Source organism: Halorubrum tebenquichense DSM 14210, assembly GCF_000337415.1.
GTDB classification, from domain to species: Archaea; Halobacteriota; Halobacteria; order Halobacteriales; family Haloferacaceae; genus Halorubrum; species Halorubrum tebenquichense.
On record NZ_AOJD01000053.1, the window covers coordinates 38242 to 51895 of the forward strand.

A 13654-nucleotide genomic window follows, 5' to 3' on the forward strand; every position below is an offset into this window, starting at 1 on the left:
TCGCCTCCGGGTCGCCGCGGGCGGGACGGTCCCCGGCGGACGCCGGATTCCGGCGACGGAGACCGACCTCGAAAGGCCAATAACGCTGCCGAGAGTACGTCCGATATGTCCACCGTCAGCGTCCGCGACAGGGCCGCAGAACACCCCACCGCGATAACCGTCCTCCTCACCGTCGTCGGCTACGGCGCGGTCGGCGGCGTGTTCCTCGTCCCGGAGTTCCAGGCGCTGTTCCCGACGCTCACGCGGGGGACCGTCGACCTCCTCGCGCACGCCATCGCCGCCGTCAACACCGTCACCGTGATCTCCCTCTCGCTCGGCTGGTACTGGATCCGCAACGACGAGGTGAAGAAACACGCCGCGGCGATGACGACGTCGTTCGTCCTCATCCTCCTCTTCCTCGCCATGTACCTCCCGAAGGTCGCGGGCGGCGGCACCAAGGAGTTCGTGCTGGACTCGTCGTACGCGTGGGTGCCGCTGTGGGACTGGGTGTACCCGGCGTACCTGATCATGCTCGCGATCCACATCGTCCTCTCCGTTGTCTCGGTCCCCGTCGTCCTCTACGCCATCGTCCTCGGGCTCACCCACTCCGAGCGGGAACTGCGGAACGAGACCCCGCACCGACGCGTCGGTCGGATCGCGGCGAGCGCGTGGATCCTCTCGCTCGCGCTCGGGGTCGTCACCTACCTCCTCTTGAACCACCTGTACGACTCGACGTTCGCCGCCGCCGAGGCCGCAACGGTCCTCCTGCCGGCCGTTCCGGTCTGACGGCCGAAGGAGTTCTCTCTCCCTCCGCAAAGCGGTCCCGGCCGCCCCCGCCGACACCGCAACGCTTGACCCGCGGGCGCGACACTCGTACCCATGACCGACTGGATCGGCGAGACGTTCACGAGCGACGCGGGCTGGAACCACCTCCTCGACTTGGTTGACCTCGACGAACGAATGGCCGGCTCGGCGGGCGAGCGCGAGGCGCTGGAACTGACGCGGGACGCGTTCGCCGACGTCGGCGCGCGGAACGCCGAGATCGAGGAGTTCGAGGTCCAGGGCTGGGAGCGCGGCGACAGCGCGGTCCGGGACGCGGCGACCGGTGACCCGGTCGCGGTCGGCCCGAACGCCTGTATCGCGCTGCCGAGGAGCCCGAGCGCCGAGGCGACGGGCGAGTTCGTCGACCTCGCGCACGGCGTCCCGGAGGACTTCGAGGCCGACCTGACGGGGAAGGTCGTGATGGTCTCGTCGGACACCCCCGACTCCGTCGACCGGTTCATCCACCGCCGGGAGAAGTACTACCGCGCCGTCGACGCGGGCGCGGCCGCCTTCGTCTTCGCCAACCACGTCGAGGGGACGCTCCCCCCGACCGGAAGCGTCGGGACCGCGGACGCGCCCGTCGGGGAGATCCCCGCCGTCGGCGTCTCGAAGGAGACGGGCGCGCGGCTCGCGCGCCGAAACGGGGGCGACGAGCTGACCGTCGCGGTCGACTGCGAGACCCCCGCGGCGACGAGCGGGAACGCCGTCGCCGAGCTCGGACCCGACACCGACGAACACCTGGTCGTCTCCTCGCACGTCGACGCCCACGACCTCGCGGAGGGGGCGATGGACAACGGCGCGGGCACGGCGACCATCCTCGAGGTCGCGCGGGCGCTCGCGGCCCGGGAGGACGAACTCGACGTCCGGGTGCGGTTCGCCGCGTTCGGGGCCGAGGAGGTCGGCCTCGTCGGCTCGTCGGTCGCCGCGGAGGCGGCCGACCGGGAGGCGGTCCGCGCCGTCGTCAACGTCGACAGCAACGTGTTCGGCCGGACGCTTCGAGTCGACCACCACGACTTCGACGCGCTCGCTGACGCCGCGAAGCGGGTGAGCGACCGCTTCGATCACCCGATATCGACCGGCGGAGAGCTGGTCCCGCACAGCGACCACTGGCCGTTCGTGAAACGCGGGATCCCGGGCTACATGATCTCCGGCGAGACCGAGGGGCGCGGCCGCGGCTGGGGACACACGCACGCCGACACGCTCGACAAGCTAGAGTCGCGGAACCTCAGGGAACAGGCGATCCTCCTGACAGAACTCGTCGTCGACCTCGCGGACGCCGACGCGTCGATCCCGCGCCGCGACACGGACGAGGTCGCCGCGGCGCTCGAAGACGAGGGGAAGGCGACCGGGATGAAGCTCACCGGCGACTGGACGTTTTAGCGACCGAAGCGCGGAGGGCGGCTGGTCGAGAGGGCAGCGGGTCGAGAGGGCGGGCAGGCGACGGGGTCGGACGCCGACCTCGTCAGGCGACGACGAACTGGTTCCAGATCCCCTCGATGACGAAGAACAGCGCGTAGTACGACGACCACACCAACACGACGAGCGAGGCGGCGATGGAGCTTTTCGGAGCCTCTATATCCATGTCGTTGCGCGCCTCGACGTTCCGGGCCTCGAGCTCGAAGAGGTCGGCGATGAACATCGCGAGCACGAGCACCGAGAGGATCGTCCCGCTGACGGGCGAATCGAGGATGAACAGGAAACACAGGAGAACGAGCCCGACGTTGGTGAACACGTGGGGGTCGTACGCCTCCACGCTGTCGGCGTCCTGTCCCTGTTCGACGTGCCGCCTGTGTGCGAGGTGCCGCGTCGCGAGGTTCGCGACGGTCATCACGAAGATCGCGTACGGCAGCACCGGCCCGGCGGCCGACAGCCAGCCGAGGGGAACGAGGAACTGCAGTGGGTCCATATCCACCACTTCCGTTCACGACGTATTAGAGTGTTTCCGATCGGCGCGCCCGCGAGACGGGGAGGGTCGCCGCGAGCGCGGACCGGACCCCATCGACGCTCACCCGATCTCCGCGGTCGGCGAGAGGAGGTCGACGGTCGTCGCGGTCTCGACGCGGACCGGTCGGTGCGGCTCGACGGTCCCGCGGCGGGTCCCGTCGACGACCAGCGCGACCGGCTCTTGGTCGCGCTCGACGGTGACGCGGACGCCGTCCGTCACGACCCACGTGTCGGGTCGAGTCGTGAACGGCGAGACGGGGACGACGGAGAGACCGCTCCCCGGCGACACCACCGGCCCGCCGGCCGCGGCCGCGTACCCGTCGCTGCCGAGCGGCGTGGCGACCGCGGCCCCGTCCGCGCGCACCGAGACCGACTCGCCGTCGGGGAACGCGAGCCCGTACTCCGAGATCCGCGCCGGCGTCGCCGTCACGAACGCGACGTCCGCCGCCGCGAGGCGACGCCGACCGTCCCCCGCGCCCTCGACCGCGAGAACCGGGTGGCCGACGCGCTCGAATCCCCCGATCGCGCCCTCTGACCCGTCGAGACCGGCGACGACGGCGTCGAGACGGTCGGCCGCGAGGGCCGCGTCGACGGCGTGACGGCCGTCCCCGACCGGAAGGATCGGAACCGGAGGCGCGCCCCCGCTCGCGACCGTGCGCGCCGCGTCCCGCAGCGCGGTCGCTCCGACGGCGACGATCGCGTCGCTCTCCCGGGGGTCGACGAGGCGTGCGCCGGCGGCGGTCGCCGCCGTTCGCATCGCCGTCGCCGGCTCGCCGTCGCCGAGAACCGCGAGGCGGCGCGTCGGCTCACTCATGCGCGAGGCTGGGGCGAGCGGAGGTGAAAAGCTCCCGGTTCGTCGTCGGTCACCGAGTCCGGGACGGACCCTCCGACAACGAGAAGGAAGACGAGCGGTCGTGCGTTCAGTTCGCGGCCGCGTCGTCGTCGTTGAGGGAGGCGCGGAGCTGCCGGCTGACCGGGATCAGCACCCAGAACGTCAGCATACCGAGGATCATCAGCCAGAAGAACATGTCGCCCGCGAGCAGTCCGATCTCACCGTACGCCGTGTTCACGCCTTCCGCCGGGTTCACGAGCTGAACCACCTCGTAGTACGACGGCGTCCGGTACCAGCCGCCGAAGGTGATCCACCCGAGACCGCCGATCGCGAACAGGGCGAAGCCCTTCATGAACTCGTCTGCCATTATCTCACGTTTCGTTGGCGTCGTCTTGAGACTTTCCCATCCCTTGTCCGCGGAACCGGGTTCCGAGGACGTACACGGCGGTTCCGAGGACGATGAACCCCACGCCGGTGATCGCCAGAATCGCCACGAGCACGTCCTCCGGCGGCAGGATCCCGGCGCTGTCGAGCAGGTAGACGATGGTCGTTCGGATGAAGCTGATCTGGAGCGTCGCGGCGTCGATGAGCGTGAACCCGACGAAGTAGGTCACCACCGCGGCGAGCGTCGAGAAGACGGTCACCGCCTTGTACAGCCTGAACGGGACGACGATCTCGCGGCCGCTCGGTCCCTGCCGCGGACCGGTCGGCTCGTTGCGCGGATCGGCGTCATCGTCGCCAGCGATCGGATCGCCGGTCTCGTCGAACGCCTGCGTGGAGTCGCCGTCTGTTGAGGATGACATTGGTGACGCGGAGCGGCGGGAAGCGGGTGGGGAGACGGTGGCGGTCGGAACTGCGGTGCGACCGAGAGTGGTGTGCGGTTCTCGGCCGTTACTTCGGCGGCCGGAGCATGTAGTACCGGCGGTTGAGGTCGTACATGTACCCCTCGCGCATCGTCTTCAGCACCGCGTACGTGACGACGCCGCCGGCCACCGGCAGCATGAACACGAGCGAGAACAGCAGCTCGAGCTGGACCGGGAAGAAGTTCTGGATGGCGAGCGCCGCCAGCGTGATCGCCAGGATGACCCCGGCGACGCCGAGCGCGGCCCAGCCCGGCTCCTCAACGGGTCGTCGGGCGTTCCCCTTGTTGAGGAAGGGAACGAGCGTGATGACGCCGAAGATGGCCCCGTGGGCGATGAGCCCGAGCAGCTCGTTGGACATGACGATGTTGCCGCCGAGCACCGCGAGGTCGGGATTGATCGGGTCGAGTTTCAGCAGGCCGAACGACCAGTAGAGGTACCAGTCGGGCAGGATGATCGCCGGCGTGGAGCCGGGGTTCGCCGGGTCGCCGAAGTGCGACGGGAGGATCGAGGCCACGAGCAGGATGATCCCGAGGAAGAACGACGTGATCGCGAGGTTCCGGATCGTCTCGTGGGGCCACGTCGGGAAGCCGAGCACGTCGCGCTCGACGTACGTCGACTCCGTGCGCAGATCCTCGTCCTCGCGCCGGGAGCGCTCGAAGTACTGGTAGGTGAGCTGTGCGAGCCCCTGGCTGCGCTCCTTGCGCTCGGACCAGGTCGGTGTCTCGTCGTCCGGCGGGACCGTCGCCGGCGGCCCGCCGTCGGTGCGCGCCGCCTCGTCGGTGCCGCCGTCCGTGCGCACTTGCTCGTCGGTGCGGTCGTCGGCCGTGGGGGTGGTGTCGTCGGTCATTGGATTAGTGCGGTTCCGCGATGCCCTGCACCCAGACGATGCCGACGTGGATCGCGATGAGCGAGGTGACCACGAACGGCAGCACGAACACGTGCAGGATGTACATTCTCACGAGCGTCGCCTGTCCGAGGGTGAACCCGCCGAACAGCAGCTGAGCCGCCCACTCGCCGACGAGCGGGGTCGCGAGCGCCAGTTCGACGCCGATCTGCGCCGCCCAGAAGGACAGCTGCTTCCACGGCAGGACGTACCCGGAGAACCCGAACAGCAGCGTCAGGGCGATGAGCACGACGCCGAGGATCCAGTTGACCTCGCGCGGCTCCTTGTACGCGCCGGTGAAGTAGACGCGCAGCATGTGGAGGAACACCGCCGCCACCATGAACTGCGCCGCCCAGCGGTGGATCGACCGGAGCATGAAGCCGAACTGGACGTCTTTCATGATCATCACCATCGAGTCGTACGCGGCGGTGGGGTCGCCCTGCGCGACCGCCCCCGCGGTCGACGGCGCGTAGTAGAACCCGAGCATCGCGCCCGACACCGCCGCGAGCAGGTACGCGATAATCGAAAGGGACCCGAGCGAGTACAGCGGGTACCAGTACCAGAACTTGTTGTCGAGGTCGTACTGCTCGGTGTGGCTCTTGGGCATCTGGAGGTTCGCGCGGTAGTACATCGTCTCCAACAGTTCGAGGTAGTCGACGATGCGGAGCCGCTTGTCCAGCCAGATGAGCGTGGTTAGGAACACCGTCTCGATGGCGGTGAGGTCCTGGCTCTTGAGCCACGCGTTGTGGTCCATGTCGTCTTGTTTTTTCAGACTCATTGTCGAATCACTTCTTGTAGTACGGGTACACAGCCCGTTTCAGCGTGTCCGCGAGGTTTCCGGTGTCGATGCCGTTGCCCTCCTTGTCCTCTTCCCGGACGTACAGGTCCTCCCACTTGCGCCGGCGCTTCTTCACGATCATCACGTCGGGGAGGAACTCCTTCCGGTAGAGCAGGAGGATGAACGCGAGGTCGATGAAGATGAGCGCCAGCAGCGCGCCGACGTACATGTTCCCGGCCTCCGTCGACGCCCACGCGGACATCAGCCCGTAGGTGAAAAGCGCCACGAAGACGACCTCCACGACGGTCAGGAGGACGATCGCGATCGCGGCCGCGGTGCTCTCGCGGGCCGGCTCGTAGCGGTGGATGTCACCGTACGAGGAGCCGCCGGAACTCATCTCGCACCCCCGTGGCCCGTGTGGGCCGACTCGCCGTACTTGAGCATGTAGAACGTGAACACGAAGGTCAGACCGATACCGAGGATGGCAGAGATGCCGACCCAGTGGGCGTGGAGCGGGACGCCGACGTGGGCGATGTCCTCCGGCCACCCGGTGTTCGCGCCGCCGACCTCGACGGTCGCGATGTCCTCGCCGACGGCGATGCCGCCGTGCATGCCGGTAGCGGTGTGAGGCACGCAGTGGTAGTGGGTGATGCCGGCGTCCTCGCCGCTGGCCTCGTACTCGTAGGTGTATCCCTCCTCGTCGACGGGGTCGCCGCTGTCGAGGGCGGCCGGGCCGCCGTCGTCGACCGTCTGGACGTTGTGTGCGCCGCCGTTGCCCGTCCACTCCCAGACGATTGTCGTCCCCTCGTCGACCCACACCAGCGTCGGGTCGAACGCGAGGCCGCTGCTGCCGGCCCCGACCGAGATGGTCACTTCGTCCTGGCCGCGGGCGTCGGTGTAGGACCCGACGTTCCCGCCCGAAGCACCGCTCGGCCAGTCGGGTTCCACTTCCTGTGCAGCCGCCGTTCCGGTCGCCCCGGCGGAGGCCGCGACGGCGGCGGTCGCGCCGCCGGCCGTCCGCACGAAGTCCCGCCTTTTCATACAGTTTCCCTCAGGACGGGGTCCGCTTAAACCCACCGACTGAAACCGCCGACGTGGAGGAGGCTTCGGGGGCTGAGACCGCCGAAATCGACGGATTACTCGTCGCGGTCGCGGTCACTCTCGACGGGGGCCTCGTCGGTCACGACGCCGTCCTCGACGGGGACGAACTTGGGCCGCTCTTTGGCCTCGCGGAGCGCCCGCAGTCGGTCCCGGTACTCCTCCGAACGGAACCGGTCCGAGAGCCGCGCGTTCGCCACCATCGCGAACAGGAATCCGCCCACGAGCAGGAAGACGATACCCATCGCCGGCGCGACGATGGTCCCGAGGTCGGCGACGGCGCTCGCGACGAGGAGGGCGACGCCGGCCAGCACCTGAATCGCGGCGACGACCTGTATCACGAGGTTGCCGAACTCGCCGGACCCCTCCGGGACGCTGTCCGGGTGCGGGAGCGACCAGTCCTCGGGCGGTTCGGGCACCTCGTAGGAGTCCATCGCCGCGAGCGCGACGACGGGCTCTATGTCGCGGAGGACCGTCCCCTCGCCGCGCACTTCTCCGGTGGGGCGGATGATCGCGTACCCCTCGTCGGAGTAGACGAGGATGCGCTCCTCGCCGTCCTCGCGGACGCGCTCTAAGACCCCGAACACGTCTCGGGTCGCGATCCGGGACTTCAGCTCGGCGTCGACGCGGTCGAGGAGTCGCTCGCCCGTGATCCACGTGTCGGGGTCGAAGGCGGCGTCCCACTCCTCCGCGCTCATCTCCGCCATGTCCGACGGACCGAAGTCGTCGAAGTCGTACTCCGACTCGACGCGCTCGCGGAGCGCCTCGATGTCGGTCTCGTCCCCGGAGTCGCCGCCGGAGCCGGCCGGGCGGGACCCGTCGGTCTCGGCCTCCGCGTCCGGGCCTCCCGAACCGTCGGACGCCGGGTCTGCCGGCTCCTCCGGCGGCGACTCCGACTCCGACCGCGTCGAGGTGTCCTCCATCGTCTCGACGGTACGTGCTCCTGACGCTAACTGTTTTCGTCCGCGCCCGGGCAACGGGACCGACCCGCCGGCCGCGGATCGCGGGGCTTTACGCGCCGGAGCGCGTAGCCGCTCGCATGGTCGACGAGTCGGTCATCGCGGCGCTGGCCGGGGCCTCTGTGACGTCGAGTCTCCCCTTCCTCCTGTACGGCGCTTGGATCATGATCGACGCCGAGACGGTGTCGTGGAACGTGCTGATGCGGCACCTGCGGTACATCGTGGCCGGGCTCCTGCTCACGACCGTCCCCCTCGCCGGGTGGATGCTCCCGCGCATCCTCGACCAGCTGACGGGGATGGCGATCCTCCACGCCTTCTTCGGCGTTCAGGCGTACGCCCTGCTTGCGTTCGCGCTGACCGGCATCGTCCGGATCTTCCAGGCCAAGCGGAACGCCGACGCGTACGAGGACCCCGACGTCGACATCGGCGAGATCCACGAGGACATGGGCCACTGGCGGAAGCGGCTCCGCGCCGGCGTCGCGGGCTTCATGCTACTGTGGCTGTGCGCGTGGGTGACCGGGATCTACCGGCTCCTCACGCTCCACTTCGGCTCGCTGTTCTGACCGCTCGACGCTCGACGGCCGACCGGCGTCGCGAAGCGTTCCGGCGACCGACAGCTTCAATCCGGGTTTGGTCTTAACAGGTGATATCGTGGCAGTCACCTTCGATCTGTTCGGGACCCTCGTCGGCGTCGAGTACCCGTCGGACCCGGCGGAAGCGGTCGCGCGCGAACTGGAGTCCCGCGACGTGGCGGTCCCCGACGACTGGCACGTCGCGTACGGCGAGCGACACGTCGAGGCACCGGCCGGCGCGGAAGTGCCCCTCCCCGCCCACGTCGCCCGCGCGCTCGACTCCCGCGGCGTCGACGTGACGGAGAACGCCGCCAGACACGCCGTGATCGCCGCGTTCGATCCCGACGTTACCCGGCGCGACGGCGCGCTGGAGGCGGTCCGCGGCGCGGCCGAGCGCGGCCCGGTGGGGCTGCTCTCGAACTGCGCCGTGCCCGAACTCGTCCCGCGGACGCTGATCCGCGCGGGGCTCCGCGGCGAGTTCGACGCGGTCACGACGAGCATCGGCTGCGGCTGGCGGAAACCCCACCCCTCCGCGTTCGAGGCCGCGGCCGAGGCGCTGGGGACCTCGACGACCGGGCTCGTCCACGTCGGGGACGACGCCGAGACCGACGGCGGGGTCGTCGCCGCCGGCGGGCGCTTCGTCGACGTGACGGAGACGCCGCTGTCGGCGGTCGTCGCGGAGTTGGAAGCCGAGCAGTAGGTCGGAAGCCGAGCAGTAGGTCGGAAGCCGAGCAGTAGGTCGGAAGCCGAGCAGTAGGGTCGTCCGGGCGTTCGGACGGTCGCGGTCAGTCGAACCANTGGCGCTTCGTCGACGTGACGGAGACGCCGCTGTCGGCGGTCGTCGCGGAGTTGGAAGCCGAGCAGTAGGTCGGAAGCCGAGCAGTAGGTCGGAAGCCGAGCAGTAGGTCGGAAGCCGAGCAGTAGGGTCGTCCGGGCGTTCGGACGGTCGCGGTCAGTCGAACCCGGCGTCCGCCAGCCGCGCGCGCCACGCCTCGTCGACCCGCCCCTCGCCGACCAGCTTCTCGACGTGCGCCGCGACCGTCGCGAGCGCGAGGTCGCGCACGCCGGCCAGATCCTTCTCGTACGCGCCGTCGACGACCGCGTCGAGGTCGGTCGCGCCGGCGTCGACCGCGGCGATCACGTCGCGTTCGCGGGCGCGCCGGTGTTCGATCAGCCGGTCGCACGTCGCCGCCGGGTCGTCGATCGCCGGCCCGTGCCCGGGGAGAATCCGGTCGTAGCCGGCGTCGCGCACGCGTTCGAGGCTCGCGAGGTACGCGGCCAGGTCCCCCTCGGGCGCGGTGACCGCGACGCTCCCCTCGGCGACCGCGAGGTCGCCGCAGCACAGCACGGACCGCCCCGACCCGCCCGCCGACGGGTCGGACTTCGCCGCCGGGTCGCCGGCCGCGAACGCGACGTGGTCGGGCGCGTGGCCCGGGGTGTCGACGACGCGGACCCCGGTGTCGGCGACCGTCTCGCCGGGCGCGACCGTCTCGTCGGGGTCGATCCCGGTCGCCGCGGCGAACCGGTCGACGCGACCCTCGCGGGCGACGACGGTCGCCCCCGTCGCCTCGGCGTACTCGGCGACCGCCCCGACGTGGTCCGGATGGGCGTGAGTGACCGCGATCGCCTCGACGGCGGGGGCGACCGCGTCGGCCGCCCCGCGCTCCGCGACCGCGGCGTCGAGGGCGTCGGTCCGGGCCGCCGGGTCGACGAGCAGGCCGTCGAGGAGGTAGGCGTTGGTGGTGCCGCCCGGCGCTCGGGTGTCGACCGGGACCTCGACGCGGGTGACCGCGGGGGAGCCGCCGGGGTCGGACTCCGGTCCGTCGTCGCCCGCCATCGGTCAGTCCCCGCGGCCGAGCGACGACCGGACGGCCGGTCCGGGCCCGGAGCCGGGACGGTCGCGCCCGGGGATCGGCACGTCGGTGTCGCCGGCGACCGCGTACGCCGCGAGGTCGACGATTCCGGGGTCGACCGCGTCGACGTCCGCGACCGAGTCGTAGGGGCGTCCGACGACGATGTCGCCGGCCGTGTTCCGGTTGATCCCCGGAATGGCCGTCAGCTCGTCCATCGAGGCCGCGTTGACGTCGAGCGGGTACGGGACGCCCGTCACGGAGCGGTAGCCGTGGTCGGTGACCGCCACGTCGACGGTGGTCCCCAGCTCGCGCTCGCCCGGGACCGCGACGAGGAGCGCGTAGGTCCCGAGCTGTCGGCCGAACGTCTTGCCGTCCTGGTGGTACTCGAGGTGGAGGTCCGGCAGGACCGTCCCCGGCGGGACGACGCGGTCGAGCATCGGGTTGTCGATGGTCTCGCGCACCTCGCGCTTGTACGCCTGGAACTGGTCTTTGTGCTCCTGGGCGATCTCGGCACCCGTCTCGGCCATCTCGGTGCCGGCGAACGCCATCACCTGCCGGATGTTGATCCGGCGGAGCATCAGCCCCTCGTCGTACACCGTCTGGAGGAAGCGCTTGTTGTGCTCGTACGTCTCCGGGCGCTCGCCGGTCAGGCCGTGGACGAGGTTGATCCCGGGAAGCAGCTTCGGCAGCCGCGGCGAGGCGTCCGGCCCGGTCGAGGGGCCCGTCACGCGGTCGGGGTCGCCGGGGGTCGTCTCCGGGGCGTCGCCCGGCCGCCAGCCGCCCTCCTCGTTGACGACGCGGACGGCCTCCAGACACTCCTCGGCGGTGACGAGCAGGTTGTTCTCCTCCTGGACGACCGGGTCGGCCGACTCCAGCCCGAACGCGGCCGTGTCGCCGGGCGTGTTGTGCTCGGCGATGACTCGGATCGCCTCCCGGGACGCCTCCGGGTAGTCCGTGATCGTCACGGGGTTCATGTTGTCGAGGTGGAGCGTGCGGAGGTCCGGTGCGACCTCCCGGATCCCGCCGTACAGATCTCGGAGGGCGTCGGGGTTCGGGGCCTCGCCGTCGCCGCCGTACGCGAGGATGTCGGCCTGTCGCCCGAGCCGGAAGTGCGCGACCCCGCGGTCCGAGAGCGCGTCGACCTCGCCGACGACGGAGCCGGGCGCGCGGAAGGCGGGGTCGCCGTACAGCGGCTCCGTACAGAACGAACACCGATACGCGCACCCGCGGGAGGTCTCCAGTTCGCAGATGAGGTAGTCCGGGTGGTTCGGGTGCTGCCCGACGACGAACGCCCCCTGCCGCGCCCAGCGGTCGACCTCCTCGTTGGTCCGCATCCGGTTGCCGTACCCCTCTAACCCCTCGCGGACGAGGTCGTGGGCCGCGGCCTCGACGTCGCCCATCGCGACGAAGTCGTAGTCGAGGTCGTCGCGCTGCGTCTCCTGTGCGCCCGCGTTCTCCTCGCCGACCCCGAACCGCACCGGGCCGCCGAGCAGCGTCACGCCGTCGGCGGTCCAGCCGAGTTCGCGCACCTCGTCAGGCTCCGCGGGGGTGCCGCCGACGTACTTGCCGGGCACCGTCATCCCGCCGACGTACACCATCAGGTCGGCGTCCGCCACGTCGGCGTGTTTCGACCGGTCGTCGCGCAGTTCGTCGATGGTGTGGTAGGTGATCCGCGACTCGGGGACGCCGGCGTCGACGAGCGCGCCCGCCGTGTACCGGGGGTACGTCGAGAGGTACGGCGGGACGCCGAAGTGGGCCGGCTCGTCGACGTAGCCGTCGACGATGGTGACGGAGAGGTCGGCCGGGTCGGGCGGGAGGGAGCCGCGGCCGGCCGCCGAGGAATCGCTCATGTTACCCGGAGTAGGCGGCCGAGAGGGGAAAAGCGTGCGGAAGGTCCGTCGGGGAAGAGACGGGAGCCAGCAGGGACCGGACGGGACCGCCGACCGATTTATTAGCGTCATCCGCGTGTGAAAACGTATGTCCCTCCGCGACGATAGTTTCCTGACGCCCCGCCGCTCGACGCTTCTTACTTACGGCCTCCTCGGACTGTTCGCCCTGCTGAGCGCCGGCAGACTCGTCGAATCCGGCCCCGTCCCGTGGGGAATGATCGTCGGAGCAACGGTCGTCGCCGCCCTCGGTGCGGGTCCGGTCGCGTGGCTCGCTCGCGACCGGCTGCCGGCGAGTCGGCGCGGGACGTACGGGCGCGTCCTCCTCGTCGTCAGTCTCCCCGCGTTCGCGCTGCTCGTCGGAGTCCTCGCCGTCGCGAGCGACGCCTCGCTCCTGTCGATGATGGACGCGGTCGTCGTGGGGGTCGTCTGCGGCGGCGCGGTCGCCCTGTTGGCCGAGCGGACCGTCGTCCCGGAACGGTACCGCGCCGAACCGGCGTGACCGAGGGGAACCGGTTCGCGCGACTCGACCGCCGCCGCCACGCCGTTTAAGCCCTCGCCGACACAACTGGTTCGTATATGCCATCGACGATGGAGGTCAAGTGCGAGAGCGACGACTGCGAGTTAGATATGTTCGAGAACCACTACACGTACGACGTGCCCGACGACCACGCCGTCGAGGACCTCTCGTGTCCGTACTGCGGCGGGAGCGAGCTCGTCGAAATCGAGGTGTGAGCCGTGTCCGGACTCGTCGAGACGGGTCGGTCCGCGCTCCGTAGCGCCCTCGAACGCGTCGGCCGCGGGTGGGGGAAGGTACAGGAGCGCCGTCCCCTCTCGTACGACCTCCTCGAGAGCGACGACGCGTACCTCGTCGTCTTCGACGCCCCGGGCGTCCGCGGCGAGGACGTCGACGTCACCTTCCTCGATCACACCGTCGAGGTGAGCCTCGAACGCTTCCGAGACTTCTACGACGGCTACGACCTCGTGTTCCCCGGCCGCGGCGTCTCGCTGTCGAGCAGCGTCGACCTCCCCCGCGACGCCGACGTGACCCCCGAGGGCGCGAACGCGACCCTCACGCGCAACGGCACGCTCCACGTCGAGATCCCCAAGCGAGAGGGGTCCGGCGACGTCGACGTCGTCGAAGCGGACGACTGACGCCGCCCCGCTCGTTTCTCTCGGTCACTC

18 protein-coding genes are annotated in these 13654 nt (G+C 70.3%); 7 read left to right on the forward strand and 11 right to left on the reverse strand.

Annotated features, from left to right (window positions below; genetic code table 11):
• Nucleotides 1–105: 105 nt before the first annotated feature.
• Together C472_RS10140 and C472_RS10145 are read left to right on the forward strand one after the other, a co-directional pair.
• Nucleotides 106–765, forward strand: a complete 660-nt coding sequence (locus C472_RS10140) for a DUF420 domain-containing protein (protein WP_006629737.1) — start codon at nt 106–108, stop codon at nt 763–765.
• A gap of 93 nt (nt 766–858) precedes the next feature.
• Nucleotides 859–2181: a M28 family peptidase gene (locus tag C472_RS10145; protein WP_006629738.1), complete on the forward strand. Its 1323-nt coding sequence runs from the start codon at nt 859–861 to the stop codon at nt 2179–2181.
• 82 nt (nt 2182–2263) lie between these two features.
• Here the strand turns inward: C472_RS10145 and C472_RS10150 are convergent, their stop codons facing one another.
• The 9 genes from C472_RS10150 to C472_RS10190 all read right to left on the reverse strand — a co-directional run bounded on the left by C472_RS10150 (nt 2264) and on the right by C472_RS10190 (nt 8122).
• Nucleotides 2264–2707: a DUF7313 family protein gene (locus C472_RS10150; protein ID WP_006629739.1), complete on the reverse strand. Its 444-nt coding sequence runs from the start codon at nt 2705–2707 to the stop codon at nt 2264–2266.
• A 99-nt stretch (nt 2708–2806) separates the two neighbouring features.
• Nucleotides 2807–3559 carry an NAD(+)/NADH kinase gene (locus tag C472_RS10155; RefSeq protein ID WP_006629740.1) on the reverse strand — a complete coding sequence of 251 codons (753 nt, stop codon included), beginning with the start codon at nt 3557–3559 and terminating at the stop codon, nt 2807–2809.
• A 106-nt stretch (nt 3560–3665) separates the two neighbouring features.
• The gene (locus C472_RS10160; protein WP_006629741.1) at nt 3666–3944 is read right to left on the reverse strand and encodes a DUF7314 family protein; all 279 of its coding nucleotides are present in this window, start codon (nt 3942–3944) and stop codon (nt 3666–3668) included.
• Between the two features lie 4 nt (nt 3945–3948).
• Nucleotides 3949–4380: a DUF7315 family membrane protein gene (locus C472_RS10165; RefSeq protein WP_006629742.1), complete on the reverse strand. Its 432-nt coding sequence runs from the start codon at nt 4378–4380 to the stop codon at nt 3949–3951.
• Nucleotides 4381–4468: 88 nt separating this feature from the next.
• The gene (locus C472_RS10170; protein WP_006629743.1) at nt 4469–5287 is read right to left on the reverse strand and encodes a menaquinol--cytochrome-c reductase (cytochrome bc complex) cytochrome b/c subunit; all 819 of its coding nucleotides are present in this window, start codon (nt 5285–5287) and stop codon (nt 4469–4471) included.
• A gap of 4 nt (nt 5288–5291) precedes the next feature.
• Nucleotides 5292–6101: a cytochrome b gene (locus C472_RS10175; RefSeq protein ID WP_006629744.1), complete on the reverse strand. Its 810-nt coding sequence runs from the start codon at nt 6099–6101 to the stop codon at nt 5292–5294.
• A gap of 7 nt (nt 6102–6108) precedes the next feature.
• Nucleotides 6109–6498, reverse strand: a complete 390-nt coding sequence (locus C472_RS10180) for a DUF7318 family protein (RefSeq protein WP_006629745.1) — start codon at nt 6496–6498, stop codon at nt 6109–6111.
• Nucleotides 6495–7142 carry a halocyanin domain-containing protein gene (locus C472_RS10185; RefSeq protein WP_006629746.1) on the reverse strand — a complete coding sequence of 216 codons (648 nt, stop codon included), beginning with the start codon at nt 7140–7142 and terminating at the stop codon, nt 6495–6497. The genes C472_RS10180 and C472_RS10185 overlap by 4 nt, the downstream gene beginning before the upstream one ends.
• Nucleotides 7143–7237: 95 nt before the next feature.
• Nucleotides 7238–8122, reverse strand: a complete 885-nt coding sequence (locus C472_RS10190; RefSeq protein WP_006629747.1) for a DUF7319 domain-containing protein — start codon at nt 8120–8122, stop codon at nt 7238–7240.
• A gap of 116 nt (nt 8123–8238) precedes the next feature.
• Here C472_RS10190 and C472_RS10195 point away from each other — a divergent pair, with 116 nt between their 5' ends.
• Together C472_RS10195 and C472_RS10200 are read left to right on the forward strand one after the other, a co-directional pair.
• Nucleotides 8239–8721 (forward strand): DUF7321 family protein, encoded by a 483-nt coding sequence (locus tag C472_RS10195; RefSeq protein WP_006629748.1) that lies wholly within the window; start codon nt 8239–8241, stop codon nt 8719–8721.
• A gap of 88 nt (nt 8722–8809) precedes the next feature.
• Nucleotides 8810–9430, forward strand: a complete 621-nt coding sequence (locus C472_RS10200; protein ID WP_006629749.1) for an HAD family hydrolase — start codon at nt 8810–8812, stop codon at nt 9428–9430.
• Between the two features lie 252 nt (nt 9431–9682).
• On the opposite strand, the gene C472_RS10205 is transcribed toward C472_RS10200, so the two are convergent.
• Nucleotides 9683–10567 (reverse strand): MBL fold metallo-hydrolase, encoded by an 885-nt coding sequence (locus C472_RS10205; protein ID WP_006629750.1) that lies wholly within the window; start codon nt 10565–10567, stop codon nt 9683–9685.
• A gap of 3 nt (nt 10568–10570) precedes the next feature.
• The gene (locus tag C472_RS10210; protein WP_006629751.1) at nt 10571–12433 is read right to left on the reverse strand and encodes a radical SAM protein; all 1863 of its coding nucleotides are present in this window, start codon (nt 12431–12433) and stop codon (nt 10571–10573) included.
• Between the two features lie 127 nt (nt 12434–12560).
• On the opposite strand from C472_RS10210, the gene C472_RS10215 reads away from it, so the two are divergent.
• The 3 genes from C472_RS10215 (at nt 12561) to C472_RS10220 (ending at nt 13624) form a co-directional block, all read left to right on the forward strand.
• Nucleotides 12561–12971 carry a hypothetical protein gene (locus C472_RS10215; protein WP_049906514.1) on the forward strand — a complete coding sequence of 137 codons (411 nt, stop codon included), beginning with the start codon at nt 12561–12563 and terminating at the stop codon, nt 12969–12971.
• 77 nt (nt 12972–13048) lie between these two features.
• Nucleotides 13049–13204, forward strand: a complete 156-nt coding sequence (locus tag C472_RS17545) for a DUF7559 family protein (protein WP_006629753.1) — start codon at nt 13049–13051, stop codon at nt 13202–13204.
• Nucleotides 13205–13207: 3 nt separating this feature from the next.
• Entirely contained in the window at nt 13208–13624 is a 417-nt protein-coding gene (locus C472_RS10220; RefSeq protein ID WP_006629754.1) for an Hsp20/alpha crystallin family protein, read from the forward strand.
• The last annotated feature ends 30 nt before the right edge of the window (nt 13625–13654 follow it).

Coding starts and splice junctions, on each gene's coding strand:
- C472_RS10140 (WP_006629737.1), top strand. CDS start 106: ATGTCCACCGTCAGCGTCCGCGACAGGGCCGCAGAACACCCCACCGCG.
- C472_RS10145 (WP_006629738.1), top strand. CDS start 859: ATGACCGACTGGATCGGCGAGACGTTCACGAGCGACGCGGGCTGGAAC.
- C472_RS10150 (WP_006629739.1), bottom strand. CDS start 2,707: ATGGACCCACTGCAGTTCCTCGTTCCCCTCGGCTGGCTGTCGGCCGCC.
- C472_RS10155 (WP_006629740.1), bottom strand. CDS start 3,559: ATGAGTGAGCCGACGCGCCGCCTCGCGGTTCTCGGCGACGGCGAGCCG.
- C472_RS10160 (WP_006629741.1), bottom strand. CDS start 3,944: ATGGCAGACGAGTTCATGAAGGGCTTCGCCCTGTTCGCGATCGGCGGT.
- C472_RS10165 (WP_006629742.1), bottom strand. CDS start 4,380: ATGTCATCCTCAACAGACGGCGACTCCACGCAGGCGTTCGACGAGACC.
- C472_RS10170 (WP_006629743.1), bottom strand. CDS start 5,287: ATGACCGACGACACCACCCCCACGGCCGACGACCGCACCGACGAGCAA.
- C472_RS10175 (WP_006629744.1), bottom strand. CDS start 6,101: ATGAGTCTGAAAAAACAAGACGACATGGACCACAACGCGTGGCTCAAG.
- C472_RS10180 (WP_006629745.1), bottom strand. CDS start 6,498: ATGAGTTCCGGCGGCTCCTCGTACGGTGACATCCACCGCTACGAGCCG.
- C472_RS10185 (WP_006629746.1), bottom strand. CDS start 7,142: ATGAAAAGGCGGGACTTCGTGCGGACGGCCGGCGGCGCGACCGCCGCC.
- C472_RS10190 (WP_006629747.1), bottom strand. CDS start 8,122: ATGGAGGACACCTCGACGCGGTCGGAGTCGGAGTCGCCGCCGGAGGAG.
- C472_RS10195 (WP_006629748.1), top strand. CDS start 8,239: ATGGTCGACGAGTCGGTCATCGCGGCGCTGGCCGGGGCCTCTGTGACG.
- C472_RS10205 (WP_006629750.1), bottom strand. CDS start 10,567: ATGGCGGGCGACGACGGACCGGAGTCCGACCCCGGCGGCTCCCCCGCG.
- C472_RS10210 (WP_006629751.1), bottom strand. CDS start 12,433: ATGAGCGATTCCTCGGCGGCCGGCCGCGGCTCCCTCCCGCCCGACCCG.
- C472_RS10215 (WP_049906514.1), top strand. CDS start 12,561: ATGTCCCTCCGCGACGATAGTTTCCTGACGCCCCGCCGCTCGACGCTT.
- C472_RS17545 (WP_006629753.1), top strand. CDS start 13,049: ATGCCATCGACGATGGAGGTCAAGTGCGAGAGCGACGACTGCGAGTTA.